6 protein-coding genes are annotated in these 19,138 nt (G+C 61.2%); 1 reads left to right on the top strand and 5 read right to left on the bottom strand.

Going from position 1 to position 19,138, the window contains the following annotated elements; translation table 11 throughout:
• Positions 1-34: 34 nt before the first annotated feature.
• The gene (locus NLY44_RS13945) at positions 35-10,423 is read right to left on the bottom strand and encodes a cadherin-like domain-containing protein (protein WP_286457455.1); all 10,389 of its coding nucleotides are present in this window, start codon (positions 10,421-10,423) and stop codon (positions 35-37) included.
• A gap of 323 nt (positions 10,424-10,746) precedes the next feature.
• Here NLY44_RS13945 and NLY44_RS13940 point away from each other — a divergent pair, with 323 nt between their 5' ends.
• A complete protein-coding gene (locus NLY44_RS13940) occupies positions 10,747-11,685 on the top strand; it encodes a transglutaminase-like cysteine peptidase (protein WP_023696389.1) in 939 nt (312 codons plus the stop codon).
• An 85-nt stretch (positions 11,686-11,770) separates the two neighbouring features.
• Here the strand turns inward: NLY44_RS13940 and NLY44_RS13935 are convergent, their stop codons facing one another.
• From NLY44_RS13935 to NLY44_RS13920, 4 genes are read right to left on the bottom strand one after another with little or no spacing between them, the layout of a single operon-like run.
• Entirely contained in the window at positions 11,771-12,412 is a 642-nt protein-coding gene (locus tag NLY44_RS13935; protein WP_023681069.1) for a ribbon-helix-helix domain-containing protein, read from the bottom strand.
• The gene (locus NLY44_RS13930; RefSeq protein WP_023691466.1) at positions 12,402-13,691 is read right to left on the bottom strand and encodes an HlyD family type I secretion periplasmic adaptor subunit; all 1,290 of its coding nucleotides are present in this window, start codon (positions 13,689-13,691) and stop codon (positions 12,402-12,404) included. The genes NLY44_RS13935 and NLY44_RS13930 overlap by 11 nt, the downstream gene beginning before the upstream one ends.
• Positions 13,692-13,734: 43 nt before the next feature.
• The gene (locus NLY44_RS13925) at positions 13,735-15,867 is read right to left on the bottom strand and encodes a type I secretion system permease/ATPase (RefSeq protein WP_031201434.1); all 2,133 of its coding nucleotides are present in this window, start codon (positions 15,865-15,867) and stop codon (positions 13,735-13,737) included.
• Positions 15,868-15,904: 37 nt separating this feature from the next.
• Positions 15,905-17,353 (bottom strand): TolC family protein, encoded by a 1,449-nt coding sequence (locus tag NLY44_RS13920; RefSeq protein WP_023681072.1) that lies wholly within the window; start codon positions 17,351-17,353, stop codon positions 15,905-15,907.
• Between the last annotated feature and the right edge of the window lie 1,785 nt (positions 17,354-19,138).

Raw genomic sequence — 19,138 nt, 5'->3', positions numbered from 1 at the left:
ACATAGCATAGTCGCGTGGCCCCGCACCATGCTCCTAGACCACGTTTGCCGTTGTCGTATGCTGCGTCACTCCGTCATCGTAGAGCAGGGTGATCGTGTTGGCGACGGGTGCATTCGTCAAGGTGGCCACGTCCACGAAATTGGCGCCGTTGGCCAAACCGTCGGCGTCGACGCTGACAGTGTTCGTTCCCGCATTGTAGTTCACGAAGTCGCCGACATTGGCCCCTCCGGCGGCTGTATCGAACAAGGAGGTAAGGTCGATGATGTCGCCATGGCCGCCGACACCGCTGTAGTCAGCGATAAGATCTTTGATGTCGAGGTGCTCGAGCTTGAACGTATCGACGCCTATACCACCGGTGAGCGTGTCCTGACCGGAACCGCCGATCAGCAGGTCGTTGCCGTCGCCGCCGAACAGTATGTCCGCTCCCGAGCCGCCGTAAAGCGTGTCGTTACCGGAGTTGCCCGACAAGGTATCATCGCCGCGTCCGCCGGAGAGGATATCAGCCTGGAGATTGAGTCCATTGAGGGTGTCGTTGCCGTCCTCGCCGAGCAGCGTGGTTTCTGTCGCGGTCGTGGTGTGAGTGTCCACGCCCGAAGTTCCTTGCCAGGTGCTGAGATCGGGCGAAAGGTGTGCCGTCACTGACCCGGCAATTGGGTCGCCGTCACCGTCGGTCGCCGTGACCGGGATCGAGATGTCGAACGGTGTGACGGCGTTGGCGGTCGTGTAGGTGACCGGGCCTAGCTTGAAGTCATTCGAGCCAACATTGGCCGAAATTTCGATTGCGCTGAACGGGTCCGAATTTGCAACCACGGTAAAGGTGTCGCCTTGCGCGAGACCGGTGATCGTCCACGTTCCGTCCCCATTGTTCGTTGCGGTCGGAGTAGCTCCGCCGGAGCCGTTGACGACAGTGACCAAGGCGCCGAGGGCCGTGCTTTCGCCGGTAACATCACCTATGTAGGTGTTATCATAGTCGGCGTTGACCGGGCGGATCGTTATCGAAACCAGGCCCGGTCCCGAGACATTGCCAATCCCCTGTGTATAGCTAGCCACCTCGTAGTGATCCGTATAGTGGGTTCCCGCCCCGATGCCCGCGGGGGTTCCGGCGATGGTGCCGTCGGTGGTTGCATTGCTGACGAAATCGAAGCGGATCTTCTCACCAGGGCTGATGCTGTTTCCGCCATCGACGCCCCAACTGCCCGTGCTGGTGTTCACGAAATTGGGGCTGTTGGCGGTTGCAAGCAGGTCGCTGGTTGAGCCGATGGAGTCCAGGACAATCGCTTGGTTGTTGCCGCCGCTTGGCGAGAAGTTCGCCGTATTGAACTGGTTGCCGGCAAACATCGTCGCGGCCTGGGTGTATGTCCAAGTATCTGTCGCCGGGTTCAGGGTCGCCGTGAAAGCGAGGTCGCTGCCGTTCGCGGCCGAGGTCCGTCCCTCCACAGTATGCGTATCGACGACGTGGAAGAAGACCTGCTCGCCATTCAGGAATATGTTTGTGCTGCCTGATGTGACGGCCGCGCCTTCGGTCACGTTGAACACGACATTGCCAACGCCGTCAGCACCGGCGCTCGCGGCAAAATTGATGCTCTCCGTCAGCACCGTATGCGTGGTGTTTTCCACGAAGATGCCATCCGGCTTGAATGGCAGCGGAACGTCGTCCAGGACCGTCAGATTGACCGATCCGGAAACATGATCACCGCTGGTGTCGGTTGCCACCACCTGAAGCCCGTTGATGGTGACGTTGCCCGAGCCGGCAAGATGCTGGAGCTGGTCGGTCAGTGTCGCGGTAACGACCGGTGTCAACGAACTGTTGGCGCCGGCGCTTGTGTTTGACAGCGCCAGATAGACGAATGCGCCGAGGTTCACGCTGCCGGCCGTTTGTATCAGACTGCCGACGAGTTGGTTGCCGACGAGCGCCCAGCTGATTGTGTATCCAGAGGCTAGGCCAGAAACAGTCGGCGCCACCCAGTTTGGATCGCCGGTCGGGTTGGCGAATGCAACATTAATGGCTTCGCCGGTCGTGGTGAAGGTGATGCCGCTGATTGCTTGCGCCGTCTCGCCGCGGCTGCCTGGGTTGGTGCCGGTCACGGCCCCGGCTTGGAGATCCGCAGGCGCCGAAGCATCGAGCGTGGTGTCGAGCGCGGCTTCGTTCAATGTCAACGACGCTGTCCCGCCACCCGATGGAACGGTGTTGGTCTGCACATTCAGGGTCACCGTGGCCGTCGAAGCGTCGCCGTCACCGTCCTTGATCGTGTAGGTGAAAGAGTCCGACCCGACATAGATGCCCGTCGGTGTGTAGGTGAACGTTCCATCGTTGTTGTAGGTGACGGTGCCGTGAGCACCGTTGGTGGCGGTCACCTGGCCGCTGACCGGATTGTTGTCGGTGTCGACGCCGTCGGCGCCGAATTTGTCGTTGGTCAGGAGGCCGGTGAGGACCGTCGCACCGGTGATCGTTGGCCCCCAGGTGTCATTCGTCGCGGTCGGCACGTCGTCGACGATGGTGATGACGAGATTGCCGGCTGGAGCGCTGTCGCCGTCGGCGTCGGTGACGACGACCGCGAAGCTGGTGCTCGACGGATCGGTCAGCGTGTTGTCGATCAGCGTATAGGCGTAGCTGATGGTGCCGATGCCGGTGGTTGCATTGTAGACATAGCTGGCCGTCAGCGATCCTGTGGTGCCGTCGGCAAAAGTCTGGGCCGAGCCGGTCAGCACATGGCCACCCAGCGAGACGGTGGTCAGGCCGTCGGGCGAGGTGAAGCCGATGGTGCCCGAAGTGGTCTCGGTGGTTGCAGGCTCGTTGGAGCCGGCCGGTTCGCCGGCGCGTGCCGGCAGGCTGGCTTCATAGACGGTGGTGGTGGCGCCGCCGGCAGCCGGAATGGCGTCGGTCGGGGTTGAATCGCCGATGGCGATGGTCAGCGTGGTGTGCGAGGTGTCGCCGTCGCCGTCCTTGATGGTGTAGGTGAAGACATCGCTGACGCCGCCCTGCGTGCCGGCATCGCGAACATAGGAGTAGGAGCCGTCGGCGTTGAGCGTCAGCTTGCCGTAGCTGCCCTGGACCTGGGTGCCGAGCGTTGCGGCATTGTCGACATCGAGATTGGTGTTGCCGGCGGCAACGCCGACCACGGCAGCGCCATCGGCGCCCTTGACGTCGATGCCGGTGACCGGCGAGGTGGTGCCAACCGCGCTCAGCACATTGCCGGTCTCGGCGGTGAACTGGTTGGACGCAACACTGTCGGTATCGGCGTGTGCGGTCGGCACGTCGTCGACGATGGTGATGACGAGATTGCCGGCTGGAGCGCTGTCGCCGTCGGCGTCGGTGACGACGACCGCGAAGCTGGTGCTCGACGGATCGGTCAGCGTGTTGTCGATCAGCGTATAGGCGTAGCTGATGGTGCCGATGCCGGTGGTTGCATTGTAGACATAGCTGGCCGTCAGCGATCCTGTGGTGCCGTCGGCAAAAGTCTGGGCCGAGCCGGTCAGCACATGGCCACCCAGCGAGACGGTGGTCAGGCCGTCGGGCGAGGTGAAGCCGATGGTGCCCGAAGTGGTCTCGGTGGTTGCAGGCTCGTTGGAGCCGGCCGGTTCGCCGGCGCGTGCCGGCAGGCTGGCTTCATAGACGGTGGTGGTGGCGCCGCCGGCAGCCGGAATGGCGTCGGTCGGGGTTGAATCGCCGATGGCGATGGTCAGCGTGGTGTGCGAGGTGTCGCCGTCGCCGTCCTTGATGGTGTAGGTGAAGACATCGCTGACGCCGCCCTGCGTGCCGGCATCGCGAACATAGGAGTAGGAGCCGTCGGCGTTGAGCGTCAGCTTGCCGTGGCTGCCCTGGACCTGGGTGCCGAGCGTTGCGGCATTGTCGACATCGAGATTGGTGTTGCCGGCGGCAACGCCGACCACGGCAGCGCCATCGGCGCCCTTGACGTCGATGCCGGTGACCGGCGAGGTGGTGCCAACCGCGCTCAGCACATTGCCGGTCTCGGCGGTGAACTGGTTGGACGCAACACTGTCGGTATCGGCGTGTGCGGTCGGCACGTCGTCGACGATGGTGATGACGAGATTGCCGGCTGGAGCGCTGTCGCCGTCGGCGTCGGTGACGACGACCGCGAAGCTGGTGCTCGACGGATCGGTCAGCGTGTTGTCGATCAGCGTATAGGCGTAGCTGATGGTGCCGATGCCGGTGGTTGCATTGTAGACATAGCTGGCCGTCAGCGATCCTGTGGTGCCGTCGGCAAAAGTCTGGGCCGAGCCGGTCAGCACATGGCCACCCAGCGAGACGGTGGTCAGGCCGTCGGGCGAGGTGAAGCCGATGGTGCCCGAAGTGGTCTCGGTGGTTGCAGGCTCGTTGGAGCCGGCCGGTTCGCCGGCGCGTGCCGGCAGGCTGGCTTCATAGACGGTGGTGGTGGCGCCGCCGGCAGCCGGAATGGCGTCGGTCGGGGTTGAATCGCCGATGGCGATGGTCAGCGTGGTGTGCGAGGTGTCGCCGTCGCCGTCCTTGATGGTGTAGGTGAAGACATCGCTGACGCCGCCCTGCGTGCCGGCATCGCGAACATAGGAGTAGGAGCCGTCGGCGTTGAGCGTCAGCTTGCCGTAGCTGCCCTGGACCTGGGTGCCGAGCGTTGCGGCATTGTCGACATCGAGATTGGTGTTGCCGGCGGCAACGCCGACCACGGCAGCGCCATCGGCGCCCTTGACGTCGATGCCGGTGACCGGCGAGGTGGTGCCAACCGCGCTCAGCACATTGCCGGTCTCGGCGGTGAACTGGTTGGACGCAACACTGTCGGTATCGGCGTGTGCGGTCGGCACGTCGTCGACGATGGTGATGACGAGATTGCCGGCTGGAGCGCTGTCGCCGTCGGCGTCGGTGACGACGACCGCGAAGCTGGTGCTCGACGGATCGGTCAGCGTGTTGTCGATCAGCGTATAGGCGTAGCTGATGGTGCCGATGCCGGTGGTTGCATTGTAGACATAGCTGGCCGTCAGCGATCCTGTGGTGCCGTCGGCAAAAGTCTGGGCCGAGCCGGTCAGCACATGGCCACCCAGCGAGACGGTGGTCAGGCCGTCGGGCGAGGTGAAGCCGATGGTGCCCGAAGTGGTCTCGGTGGTTGCAGGCTCGTTGGAGCCGGCCGGTTCGCCGGCGCGTGCCGGCAGGCTGGCTTCATAGACGGTGGTGGTGGCGCCGCCGGCAGCCGGAATGGCGTCGGTCGGGGTTGAATCGCCGATGGCGATGGTCAGCGTGGTGTGCGAGGTGTCGCCGTCGCCGTCCTTGATGGTGTAGGTGAAGACATCGCTGACGCCGCCCTGCGTGCCGGCATCGCGAACATAGGAGTAGGAGCCGTCGGCGTTGAGCGTCAGCTTGCCGTAGCTGCCCTGGACCTGGGTGCCGAGCGTTGCGGCATTGTCGACATCGAGATTGGTGTTGCCGGCGGCAACGCCGACCACGGCAGCGCCATCGGCGCCCTTGACGTCGATGCCGGTGACCGGCGAGGTGGTGCCAACCGCGCTCAGCACATTGCCGGTCTCGGCGGTGAACTGGTTGGACGCAACACTGTCGGTATCGGCGTGTGCGGTCGGCACGTCGTCGACGATGGTGATGACGATTGTCGCCGGGGCTGACGAGGAGGTGCCGTCCGACACGGTGAGCGAGAAGGTCTCGGTCTCGGTGACGGCGGGAACGTCCGTGGTCGGACTGGTCAGCGTGTACTGGTAGGTCGCTACGCCGGTTACCGCGTTGTAGCCGGTGATCAGCAGCGTGCCGTGGTCGCCCGGGAAGGTCGAACCGTTGAGGCTGCCGATGGCAACCGTGGTGCCGCCGATGGTGACGCTCTGGACGTCGTCGAGGCCGTCGGGGTCCGATACCGTGAAGGTGCCGGTCGCCACCGTGCTGCCGTTGCCGGCCGCCGAGCCCGCCGCAAGGCCGGCTTCATAGACCAGGTCGTGCGCGCCGGCCGGGTTGCCCTGGTCGACGACGATCTGCGGCACGTCGTTGGTGCCGTTGATGGTGATGGTCAGGGACGCCAGAGCGGTATCGCCGTCGCCATCCGCCACAGCATAGTCGAAGCTCTCGGCCACGGTCTGGCCGACATCCAGCGCCTGTACCGCGGCATACCCGGCCGGGTTCTGGGCTTGGGTGTAGAGCACATATGTGTAGCTGCCGTCGGCGCCCACCGTAAGCTGGCCGTAGGTTCCAGCAACGTGGTTGGCAACGGCGCCGTCCCAGGTGATCGAGCCCAAGCCGTCGGTGCCGAGGTGATCCGCGTGGCCGTCGGTTGCGTTTGCGTCGGCGCCACCCACGCCCGTGATCACATTGCCGTCTGCCGTGAGCGGCCCATCTTCGGTGACCGAGTCCTGATCGTTGACCGCAACCGGGCCATCATCCTGGAATTCGATGCTCAACGCGACATGGGATACGGCGGTGCTCGTGTCGCCGTCGAAATCGGTGATGGTGGCCTTGACGTGCAGGTCGGCGGCGACGGTCGCTATGTCGTCAAAGGCTGCGGTGCTTGAACCGTCGACATTGTGAGCGATCGGCTGATATTGCCCGATCCAGACCGCTCCGGTCGGATCGACATAAACCTTGAAGACGTCGACGCCGTTGGCAGAACCAACGAGAACGCCGTCCGCATTTGTCGAGAGCATGATCGCCGAGCCGTCGAGTGTCTTCAGGCCGGAATCGACGTTTGACAGCGGATTGCCGTTCGCGTCGGTGACGGCAAACGAGAATGTCGCGTCGTCATCGGCGCCGACCGAGGCGTTGAAAAGGCCGAGCGCGCTGGCTGACGATTTTGCGTAGCCCAACGCCCCCGGCTCGTCCACCAGAGCTGGCGGGGAGAGAGCGGTGTCATCCGCCGGATTGGGATCTGCGGCGTTGTTGACGCCGGCGGACTCGTCGTGGCTGACCCGGAAGACCTCGGTTTGCGTGGTGACCGTCGTGACCTTGGCTTCGATGCCGAAGATCTTGAACGGGTTGCCGCCGGTCAAGGTGGTATCCGTTGTCCCGTTATTGTCGGAATCGAATTTGAAACTGTTGTAGTTGCCCACCTTGAGCTGGTCGAACGGGGTGCTGCCGATGACCTCGACAGTCGCACCATCGGGCACGCCGGCGAAGGCATAGCCCACCTGCACGCCGCCCTCGAAGACAGCCGTGCCGGCCGTCAGCACACCATTGATGCTCACGGTGAACGGCTCGAATGTGCCACCGTCCTTGGCGCCGATGAACATCACGGCGGCTTCGACACCCTGGGCTTCCGCAACATCGATCGTGAACTTGACCGAGTCGACGTCGTATGAACCACCGTCGGTGATGCTGGGCGGATTCGGATTGTTGGGGGCGATGACAAGATTGTTGACGAAGTCCATCGTCACGATTTCGGGGCCGGTCAAATGCGGATGGGTTTCGTATCCGTCGATGATCTGGCCGTCGCCGACGCCGATCTTGGTGCCGGTGGTGTTGACGGAATTGTCGCCTTCGTTGATGTCGACGGCGCTGAGCTTGATGTCGTGGTTGCCTGCGCCATCCATGCCGCGAACATCGGTGTTGCCGGCCTGCAGCGTGTAGACGATCGTTTCGGTCGTGGTTGTGGTCGTCGTGCCGGCATCCCGCGCGACGATCTGCGGAACGTCGTCGAGCACCTGGACCTTGAATGTACCAGCCGCCAGTCCGATGGTATCGCCGTCACCGTCCATGGCAACGACAAAGGCCGAAAGATCGATACCGCCATTGGCAAGCGTATTTTCGGTGTTGTCGCCCGGGAGCATATCCAGAGTCGGATGATCGATCTGATCGATCAGGGTGAAGACATAGGAGCCGTCCGCACCGACGGTCAGGGTGAAAACAGGACGATCCGTGCCCGCCTGATAGCCGGCGCCGGCGCCTACATCGACATAGCCGGTCAGGGTCGTGCCGTCGGAGACGATGAGGACATTGCCGCCTTTCGAATCAAATCCCGAATCCGATGGGGTGGTTTGGGTGACAAGGCCGAAGGCCGAAGTCGCATTCGGGCCGTCAGAGCCGAAGTCGACGATTGCATTCAATGCGCCGGCAGCACCGATGGCAACCGCGGAGTTTGTTCCGGTCACTTCGCCAGGCTGAAGATTGTCGGCATTTCCGGTGGACTGGCTGTTGTGCAGACCGTCTTCGTCGACATTCGCGGTGACCTGGGCGGTGCCAGTAACCTTCGGCCCGTCATCGTCGAAGGAGAATGCGGAGCCTTGGCCGTTGATCAGGTCGACGGTCGCCTTCTCTGTGATGGTGTCGCCGTCGCCATCCTGGCGCGTTACCTCATATTGCAGCTGAACCTGGCCGCCATTGGTCAGCGACAGATTGAGTTCGGAATCGAACTTGTTGCCGTCGGCGCCATGGTTGAGCGCTTCGTAGAGCGTGGTCTGCAGCTGCTCGGCGCCAGGCGCCCCGGTGATCGCGATGGTCAGAACCTGATCGCCATGCGTGTCGCGGCCGACGATCACTCCTCCTTCGAGGAAGAGCGTGACGGCGCCGCCGTCGGTGGCGGTGAGATTCGTGGCAAGGCCACCGGCCGGAATGCCGGTAAAGCTCAGATTCCCGGTAACGGTACCAGGACCGTCCGAACCATAGCTGCCGCCGACAGTGAACAGATTGGTCAGTCCGCCTGCTACCGCGGTGTTGACCTGCGCCAGGCCCGGACCGGCATCATCCGTGTTGGCGTTGCCGCCGGCATCTTCGGTCTCGCCGATAGCGCCATTGTAGCGATCCGCGCCAACCGTCTCGTCAAGCTCGACGGAAAGCAGGCCAGCGGCTCCATCGTGGGCGCCAACCGTAAGGCTTGGCCCGTCATCGTCGAAGGAGAATGCCGAACCCTTGTCGTCGATCAGGTCTACGGTCGCCTTCTCGATGACGGTGTCGCCGTCGCCATCCTGGCGCGTCACCTCATATTGCAGCTGAACCTGACCGCCATTGGTAAGCGACAGGTTGAGCTCGGAATCGAACTTGTTGCCGTCGGCGCCATGGTTGAGCGCTTCGTAGAGCGTGGTCTGCAACTGCTCTGCGCCGGGCGCGCCGGTGATCGCAATGGTCAGGACCTGATCACCCTGCGTGTCGCGGCCGACAATCACTCCTCCTTCGAGGAAGAGCGTAATGGCCCCGCCGTTCGTGGCAATGAGATTCGTGGCAAGGCCACCGGCCGAAATGCCGGTGAATGCCAACTGCGCGGTCGTGCTGCCTGGCCCGTCGGCACCGTAGACGCCGCCAACGGCGAACAGCGAAGAAAGGCCACCCGCCAGGCCGGTCGTCACCTGGGCCAGGCCAACGCCGTCATCGGTGTTGGCGTTGCCGCCGGCATCTTCGGTCTCGCCGGCATTATAGCGGTCGCCGCCGACCGTCTCGTCGAGCTCGACCGAAAGCAACTGTGCCGCTTGCGCGGTTGCCTGGACCGAAAGCGTAGGGCCGTCGTCCAGCACACCAATATTGAGGGTCGCGGTGGCCGGATCATTGTCTGTGTCTGTAACCACGACGGCAAAGCTGTCGGAAACCCCCTCGGTCGTTCCGGTCGATGAGATGTCGTGATGATCAAGAGTGTTGTCGGCAAGGGTATAAATCCAGCTATAGCCGTTCGTCGGATTGCCGGTGACCACGAGCGTGCCGTATTGCCCGGCAACGCTGCCGCCGTTGGTCACGTCCACACCGTCAATGACAAGCGTCCCGATGCCATCACCCGAGACGATGTTGAAGGTCCCTGAAACCTGCTCGGCGGTGCTGGCCGGGTCCGTCCCGTCGGCAAGCGCGGCCTCGTTGACGACAAATCCGGAGCCAATGTCGATTGTCGGCGTCGTATCTTCTTCCCTGACCCCGATCGTCAGCTCACGCGGCTCCAGCCGTCCAAATTGCAGGTCCGTCGGCGGCAACAATGCGGAAAGATCGAAGCCGTCGCCGATACCACCTGGGGGAATGGTGAAGTCGCCGCCGGCACTGCCTGGGGCGCCGCCCGGGCCGGCCGAGATCGAACCATCGGCACCGAAGGCGACATCGACGTGGCTCGCTTCAAGAGCGGCCAGCAAGGCCACGCGCGGAACTTCGACATCACCGATGATGAAGGTCGGCACGTTGAGCGCGCCATCCTTGATGAGGATGACTGAACCGTCGGCCTGTTCCAGCAACAGATTGTGGCCGTCGACCTTGATGTTGTCGATGGAGACGTCCGCCGGAAGTTTCACGATGTTGCTGGCGTCGGCCACGTATTCATGCGGCGCGGCTGCCGCCGGCGCTTTCGCCTCCGCGGGTGCTGCCGGCTGAACGGGTGCGCCACTGCCGACATCGACCGGCACCGGCTCGGCAGGCGCCGCCTGAGCGGCCTGCGCTACCTGGATGCCTGCCTGCGATGGCGAGCCGCCATGTTCATGTGAAGAGTGCTCGTCCCAAGAATTCGAGACGGTATCCAAATCGTTACTGGTCGTCATCGCCAAACCCCTCCGGCATTTCCCGGATAGAGACAGTGACGACTTCTGCTTTGCAACTGTCCCGCAATCAATTTCATATATCCCGGTATGCAAGTCTCGGCATTTTTTACGTGTGGTAAACCCGGAAGATATAATCTGATATACATTGGCCGCGCCGCGCTTCGTTTGATATCCGCCGGCTGAGCTGGATTGGTAAACAGAAGTATAAATTTGAATAAAGTTTTACACAAAATAGGTATTCCCGATTGAAGGAAACTTATCCACCTTCCTTTCCAGTAATTTGAGACAATATTGGTACCGTCCACAGTCAAGAGGTGGGCGTCATGAAAAAAGAAAAATCTGCCCTGGGAATAACCGGGCTCAGGCTCCTCCTGCTGGCAATGGCGATTGCAAGCCTGCCGCAGCCATCATCCGCGAAAGCAATTGCCGTGAATGCCGGCGCTGCCGCTGGAGTTCTGGCGGCGGTCGAAACCCCGTCCAGTCTCGGCGGCGTTTCGCTGGCTCGGCCGCAGCCATGGCAGCCGGTTTCAGCCTACCGGATCGGCATGATTTTCAGCAGCTCTGTTGCCGTTGATGAAAAGCGTGGTTCTTCGATCGCGCCGCCCGCCGCCGGGATCGACCTGATCCAGACGGCGGCGATCATTCCCGGCGTGTTCGGTTCTGTTGCCCTGTCGATGCGCAATTTCCCGGTTTCGGCGCGCTGGGCGCCGGTCTACAAGGCAATTGTCGACTGTACCGCGAGCAGCGCGTGCGAACGCAAGAACAGCGCCTTTGCCGAGATAGTCAAGGCAGCCGGGAACAAGCGCTTCATCGACAAGTTGTCCTTCGTCAACTCAAGTATAAATCGCGCCATCGCCTACAAGAAGGACAGCGTGGTTTACGGCAAGCTCGACTACTGGGCCAAGCCCCGGGAAATCCTTGAGCGGCGGGCAGGGGACTGCGAGGATTTCGCCATCCTCAAGATGGCCGCGCTGCTGCATGCAGGCATCCCGGCGCAGAGCATGTCGCTGGTCGTCTTGCAGGATCGCAAGCGCGGTTTCTTTCATGCCGTGCTGTCGGTCAGCACCGGCAGCGGCGTCTTCATTCTCGACAGTTTGAGCAATGTAGTTTCCCGCGACACAGACCTGCCGACCTACGTGCCGCTGTATTCGTTCAGCACCGATCGCGCGTGGATCCATGGCGCGAAGACCGGTTCTGCTCAAATAGCCGATATCAAGGGCGGCCTTTCGACGGTCGCGCCTGGTGAAGGTGTGCAGCCGTAAGCTCCCATCAGAGAGTCTTGAGCGCTCTATCTCTTGTTTGACGCAATTTTCCACGAAAACCGCTCACACTTTTCCCGGAATTGCTCTAGCCGCCGAAGACGAACGCCATCAGCAGTTCCGGCTCGACCACCGGCGCCCGCACCGCGCTCAGTTGACCGCGGTAGCGGCGGTCGCCGGCGCCTATGACGAAACCGGTCGCGACCGGCGTCTCGCCATTGGCGTCGAGCCTAGCGAATATGTCGGCGACATTGAGGTCCAGCGCCAGCTTGAGATCCTGGCGCGCGTCCTCGTTCGGCGCCACCGGCAATTGCCGCCGCACCAGTTGCTGGAACGGCGCGTTGAAGGTCAGGATCTTCTTCGACGATGCCAGGGCAAAGGCCGGCGAGGGACAGGCGACGAGAATGGCGCTGATGGTCTTGATCGACGCGAGCCTCTGCAAGGTGAGGTTTTGGTCGGCCAATCCACGCATGCAGGCTACGCGAATTGCCGATGTCAGGTTTCCGGCGTTGGCGTGGCTCTCTGCAATTTCCTCGATCAGTGTGCCGATCGTGCATTTGCGGCTTTCCGCCATCTGCTTCAGCGATGTCCAGAACGCCCGTTCCAGACGAATGCCGCGGCGCATGCCGCCACGCGCCACAACCCGGAACTCCAGTCCGAAATCCTCTGCCGCCAGCGGTGGCAGCAGCCGGTCGCGATCGGCAGGAAGGGAGACCGCGCTATCGCTCACTCATTGCCTCCTCTCGCGCCTTGTTGATCGGCTTCATAAGGTAGGTGAGAATCGTTTTGCGTCCGGTCTTGATGTCGACCGAACAGATCATGCCGGGGATGATCGAATAGGTCTTGCCGTCGCGTGTCAGCGTCGATTTGTCGGTGGCGACACGGACCTGATAATAGGGTTCGCCGGTCTTCTGGTCGACCAGGCTGTCGGCAGTGATGTTCGAGACCTTGCCTTCGATGCCGCCGAAAATCGAGAAGTCATAGGCGGTCACCTTGATCAGGGCATCCTGGCCCGGCCGGATGAAGGCGACGTCCCGCGGTGAGACCCGGGCTTCGACCAGCAGGGTCTCGGACGTCGGCACGATACCCGCGACGACCGCGCCGGGCTGGACGAAGGCGCCGACCGTGTTGATGTCAAGCGTGTTGACGATACCATCGACAGGCGAACGGATATCGGTACGCGCCACCTTGTCGGTGGCACCGCGTATCGTCTCGTCCACCACCGAGAGATCGGCCAGCGCCTGCGTCAGATCGCTGAGCGCTTCCTGTTGCAGCTGGAGGCCAAGTTCGTCGACCTGAAGCTTGGCTTCCGTGATGGCAGACCTGGCTTTCTTGATGGTCTCTCCGGCAAGCGTCAGCTGACCATTGAGCTCGGTCTGCTCGCGCTCGACGCGGAGCTGCTCGGTTCGCGCCATCAGGCCCTTCTTGACCATCGCTTCGACCAGCTTCGCCTCCTGGTCGCTGACGGCCAGGTTCTTGGTGAGGCGATCGGCATTGGCGTTGGCTTCGTCGAGTTCCTTCTCACGCTGATCGAGGCGCGACTTGAGAACCGACAGTTTGACTTCGAAGTTGTCGCGCCGCGCGATTAGCAGCTTCTGCTCGTTGTCGCAGATTTCCGGCGCCACCTTCTGAATCTCGGGCGGGCAGGGAAACGCGCCCTCTAGACTTCCGGTCTGTTCGAATTGGAGCCGTGCAATGCGCGTCTGCAGCGCCCGCGCCTTGGCCTGCTGCTCGCCAAGGCTGGAAGTGTTGAAGGTGTTGTCGAGACGAATGATGAGGTCATTCTTCTTGACGACCTGACCGATCGTCACGGCGATTTCCTGAACCACGCCCGGCTCGCTGGCCTGGATGATCTGGGTCTTCGACGCCGGTATGATCTTGCCGTCGCCGCGTGCGATTTCATCGACCTCGGCGAAGGATGCCCAGGCTACCGAACTCGCAAAAAGCGCCCCGATAATGAATATCGAAGCCGACGCAAAAAGCGGCGGACGGTCTTCCCTGGCTAGCATTTACCACGTCCCAACGTGCTGTGTTCACGCATAATTCTGTTCGTCAGGCGCTTGTTTTCTGCAGCGCTTGTATCACTTGGTCTTTCGGTCCATCGGCAACGATCTTGCCCTGCTCGATGACGATCAGGCGGTCGGCCAGCTCGAGCATGCTGAAGCGGTGCGTCGATACGATCAGGGTCGTGTTGCGATCGAAAGCCACTTTGAGCTGCTTGATCAGCTGGCGCTCGGAAGCCAGATCCATCGAGCCGGACGGCTCGTCCAGGAACACGATTTTCGGTTTGGTCAGCAACAGGCGGGCAATTGCCATTGTCTGCCTCTGACCGCCCGAGAGATTGGTGCCGCGCTCGCCGACATTCATGTCGTAGCCTCGCGGATGGCGGGAGACGAAGTCGTCGACGCCGGCAGCCTTGGCCGCCTCGACGATCTGCTCATCGGTCGCCTCCGGGCACGCCATCAGGAGATTTTCCTTGATGGTGCCGGAAAATAGATCGTTGGCTTGCGCGACGATCCCGACCGCGGCGCGAACCTCAGATGGGTGGTATTGGCGGATGTCGATCCCGTCCAGCAGCAGCTCGCCGGAGGTCGGCAGGAAAAGCCTGCCGATCAGCCTCCCCATGGTCGTCTTTCCCGAGCCTATGCGGCCGATGATGCCAATCCGCTCACCGGGCTTCACCGAGAAATTCAGGCCGGTCAGCACTTCGTTTTCGGAACCCGGGTAGACAAAGCCGACATTCCTGAATGCCATTGCACCGTTGCGAATGGGGCGGTTGACGAAACCAACCGTGTCCGGCCGATCCTCAGGCTGCGCCATGATCGAATTCACCATTCGCAGGGACAGCATCGCCTGGCGAAGTCTGGACAAGGTGATCGCAATCTGCCCAAGCGGGGCCACCGCCCGGCCCGCCAGCATGACGGTGCCGATGATGGCGCCGGTCGAGACATGCCCTTCCGAAAAGGCATAGGCGCCGGCCACGATCAAGGCGACGGTGACTATCTGCTGGATGGCTTGCGTTATGTTGCCGGCGGCAGCCGAAAGCTGTTTGATCTTCTCGGACGTGTTGGATGCGTTCTTGGAATGCTCCGCCCATTTTCGCAGAAGGTACGCCTCTGCCCGCAGCGATTTGATCGTTTCCAGCGTGGAGATGGATTCCACCAGCAGGGCCTGGCGCTGCGAAGCCTCGTTCATGGAAGCGGCAACGCGTTTGCCGATGCGCCGTTGCGTGATCAGCCCGACGATCACCGAGGCGACAAAGGCAATGGCCGGTATGACGACCAGCCAACCGCCTATCGCATAGATGACAAGAAGAAAGACGAAGACGAAGGCTGTGTCGATGAAGACGCTGATGGTGTTCGACGTGAAAAACTCGCGCACGAACTCGTACTGGGTCACCCGATTTGCATATTCGCCGGTTGAGCCGGGCCTTGCCGACAAGGACGAGTTCAGCACCTTCTCGAAAAGCATATAGGAGATGCGAAGATCGGCCTTGCGCCCGGCATAGTCGATCAGTGACGCTCTGGCGGTCTTCAAGAGCAGGTCGAACAGAATGACCGCGCCGATCCCGATCGACAGCACCCAGAGCGTCGATATCGCCTTGTTCGGCAAGATCCTGTCGTAGACGTTCATGGTGAAGATCGGTGAGGCAAGAGCCAGCAGATTGATGAATACCGCCGACAGGATGACCTTCGAATAGGTGCGCCAGAACGGCCCCATCGTGCCGGTCAGCCAATGTCGCCGCTCGATCTTGGCCGCCGAACCGACGCTCATCGCCTCTACTGCGTTGGCATAGGTTATCGAGAAGGAAACGCCGCCACTAATATAACTTCCGGAAAACTCGGATTTGCTGATTGTGGTGCGCCCGTCTTCCTGGGGAGCGGTCGTAAATCCACCGTCCTCGGTCTGGGCAAGCAGCGCAACCGGCAACTGGCTGACGCGAAACAGAATGGCGGGAAGGTCGATGCGTCCGCGAAGACAGTCGCGATGGCTGAATTCCGTGATTTCAAGACCGATGCGTTCGGCAAGATGCCGGATGGCGTCGATATCGATGCGGGTGTCTGACAGCGGCACGCCGGCAAACAGCACGGTCTCGGAACTCGGCCTGCCGAGGTACCCGGCAACAGCGGAGAAGCAGGCCTTGAACGCCTCTTTTGGGGAGAGGATTTTGGGTTGTGGGTTCACGATCGGCCCGCAGGACTATCGTTCGTCCTTGACCTTCCTACTTCTTTCTTACCGGTGCGAGGATGTCGAAAGGCAGATCGTTCGTCTGCTCCGACGGCGTGCGCGCATACGTTTCGGTGTCGGCCGTTTCAGGCGCATTGAACTCGGCCTTGGCATAGGCGGTGGCCTGTTTTGCCGGCTGAAGATTCATGGTCTTCAGCAACTGCCCGGTTGCCGCCAGCAGCCGGTACTGCGCGAAAAGCGACGCGTAGGATGCGGTGTCGGCAAGCGTAGCTGTGTTGAACCGCGTGTTCTGCGCGTCGAGCACGTCGAGCAGCGAGCGCTGTCCGACCTTGAACTGCTCGCGATAGGACGCCACCAGCCTTTCGTTGGCGGCAGCCTGAAGCTTCAATGTCTTTGCCAGATCGGCCTGCCGGAAGCGGCGATCCCATGACGTACGGACGGCTTCCTCGATCTCGCGCAGAACCTGGTGCAGCACAAGGCGCTGCTCGCTGGTGCGGCGGACCTGCTCTTGCTCGTTGGCTTTGTCGATGCCGCCGCGATAGAGGTTCCAGCGCAGCACCAGCCGCGCCTGCAGGTCGCTGGCGTCGCCATCGTCGCCGTCGATGTCATAGCCGCCGCGGGCGCGGCCTTCGGCGATGACGGAGGGCCCGAATTTCGCCCGCGCCGCATCCACCAGGGAGGCGGCGGCGTCGATATCGCTGTTGGCCATGTGGACGCGCGGATTGTTCTGTCGCGCCAGCCCTAGCGCGTCGTCGAGCGACCTTGGCAGCGCGCTCGAGACATCGCCTGGCCTTGACGCGTTGGTCAGCGGCTTACCGACCGTCTTGAAGAACCGTATCTTGGAAGCCTCCAGTTCTTCGGTCGCCTCCTGCATACGTGCCTTGGCAGCGAACAGCCGCTCCTCGGCCTGCTGGCGATCAGCCTCGTTCAACGCGCCGCCTGCAATACCTTGCCGGATGTCGCCGAGGATTGCCTGGTGAAAGCCCAGATTCTTCTTCGCTTCTGAAACGATCGAAGCCTGCAGCATGTATTCGAGATAGTCCTGGACGACAGACAGTCCAATGAATTCAGACCGTTCCAGCACCCGGAACGATGCGCCGTCGACCCGCGACGCCTGACGGTTCAGTTCCGCCCGCCTTGCGCCGCTGTCATAAAGCGTCTGCGTGACAACGACATCGGCTTCCGCTGGATAGAGCGCGTCATCCTCTATGGACAGCGAACGCCGGGAGGAATTGTCGAGACGACGAACCCCCGCCGACGCCTCGACATCGACGCTGGGAAGATAAAGTCCCTTCGCTTGGCGTAGCTCGAATTCGATTGCTTCGCGGTTTTCGATCGCTTGGCCAATTTCGGGGTTGGACTCCACCGCAACCGCCATCGCCTCCTGGAGAGTGAGCGCGTGAGCATTCCCACAACTCAATATGGCGACCGTCGTCAGCAGGCCGAGGCGCTTGCCTATCGCCGACATAGATGTCGTATTCATTTCACCCCACCCCAACGTTCCCCTGCGCCATTATTGCCAGGCGTTACAACTCAACCGTGATTGTTCACAAATTTGCAAAATATGGGAGCACTTATTGATTTAGTGACCGCTAAAACGCTGAATTCAAGCAAAATTCTATAGAATGTCGCAAAAATGGCACATAAAATACCCACTGCGGTTTTTGGGTAACAGCCGTCCGAGTTTGAACAGGCAAGCGAAACCGCTCCGGGAAGGAGGACCGCAAGGCCACCTTATGACCTATTTGCTCCTGATGGCTTGACTATTTCTGGGTGTACTTTTTCAGCGAGGTGACCGACAACATCTTGGTTGGCAGCTACAATCGGCAGGATAATCTTAGTCCACTTGCCAAGAGCCTGGAACGGACACCCCTGCCTTTCTTCGACCTGAAGCGTGGGCATAAATCCCTGAGCCGGCGAATAAACGCCGACGACTGCTTCACTGGCCAGCGTGCCAGCATAGGGCTCGTATGACGGCCGATCAACGACTGGGTCAACCGAAGAGGTGACGGTACTTTTTGAGGCGGTTCGGTAGGCCATCGAATGCCGCAAGGTCCAAAAATCCCTCGATATTGATCCCGATAGCTGGTGAAACCTCAAAATATTTCTTGTGGCGATTTTCCGTTAAAATCAAAAGCGTAATTTTTTGACGGTTCTAGTGTCGGCCTTTCGCAGTTCAGAAAAAAATTTGACTGTAACGAGTCATACGCTGTTTAAAATGCGGAACGAAGTGGTCGGTAGCGCCACCACTTTGCGGGACGACATACGAGAGTTGCAGGACGAGCGGTCAAACATCGAGGGGCCGCCGGCTCGTTAGATACCACTACTCGTTCCTCCGCGCCATTCCAACAGCCTGAACTTCGAGGCAAGTGAGCCCGTCCTGGTCCGGCGCCTCGACTCGTAAATCCATTCCACCGATTACAACTGCCTGCAAGCTGCCGCTTGTTTGTTACTTCCCAAGTCTCATCGGCCATATCGAGGCGTTAGACCGTCAGCTGGTCGCGCGCTGTTGCCACAGCTGCCGATCTGCAACCGCCCCCATTTCCGCCGTTCTGGACCCTGTCCCCCAACGTTTGCAAAACGAGGTCAGCTATGGTCGGCAGTTTGGGGGTCGCGGGAGCATACGGAATGATACGGGAACCTTTCAGATTTTGGCCCACCAAAATTCAGCAAAATCAACAATTTCCGTTCGCCTTCGGGCCCACCAATAACTCACGGCTTAAGCCGAACTCTTTGTTTTGTGAATTGAGCGTTTTCCCGAAAGTATGTGCCTTTGGATCAACATAGTCGTCAGTCCGCTCGTCGATTCACCTTCTGGGATGCCACCTGTCACACGTAACCCAAGAATTTCAGCTTCGAAAGACTTCCAGCGATTCGTGCGGCAATCGGCGGCTACGACGTGCAACAGGATGGGTTCACACGACTGATGGCTCAAACCACGGGAAGGCGCTCGTTGACAGTCACTATGGTTGTCACGGCCTCACGCTTCAGGCTGTCGCTCTCCGCCCCGCCGGCGCTGGGAGGGTCACCACCGAACTTTGGATGGTGTCTCTGGCCGGGGGATATCCAGGTTTCTATGAAATCCAACGGATCTACGCTCCCCGTCATTTCCTTCGCGAGCGTCAGAAGCTCCTCCAGGCGCTGCTCACGCTCCTCGTTCGTGCACTTGAGGCGCTCATGCGCATCCGCGAAAAAGCACTCTACCGTCAAAGCCTTTCCCCACCTCTCGATAATTTCGCAAGCTGCTGCTGGCTATCGGCAGATCGTT

Source organism: Mesorhizobium sp. C089B (genome assembly GCF_030323125.1).
Lineage (GTDB): Bacteria > Pseudomonadota > Alphaproteobacteria > Rhizobiales > Rhizobiaceae > Mesorhizobium.
The sequence above is the reverse complement of the archived record's forward strand: the minus strand, read 5'-3'. Positions and strand labels throughout refer to the sequence as shown.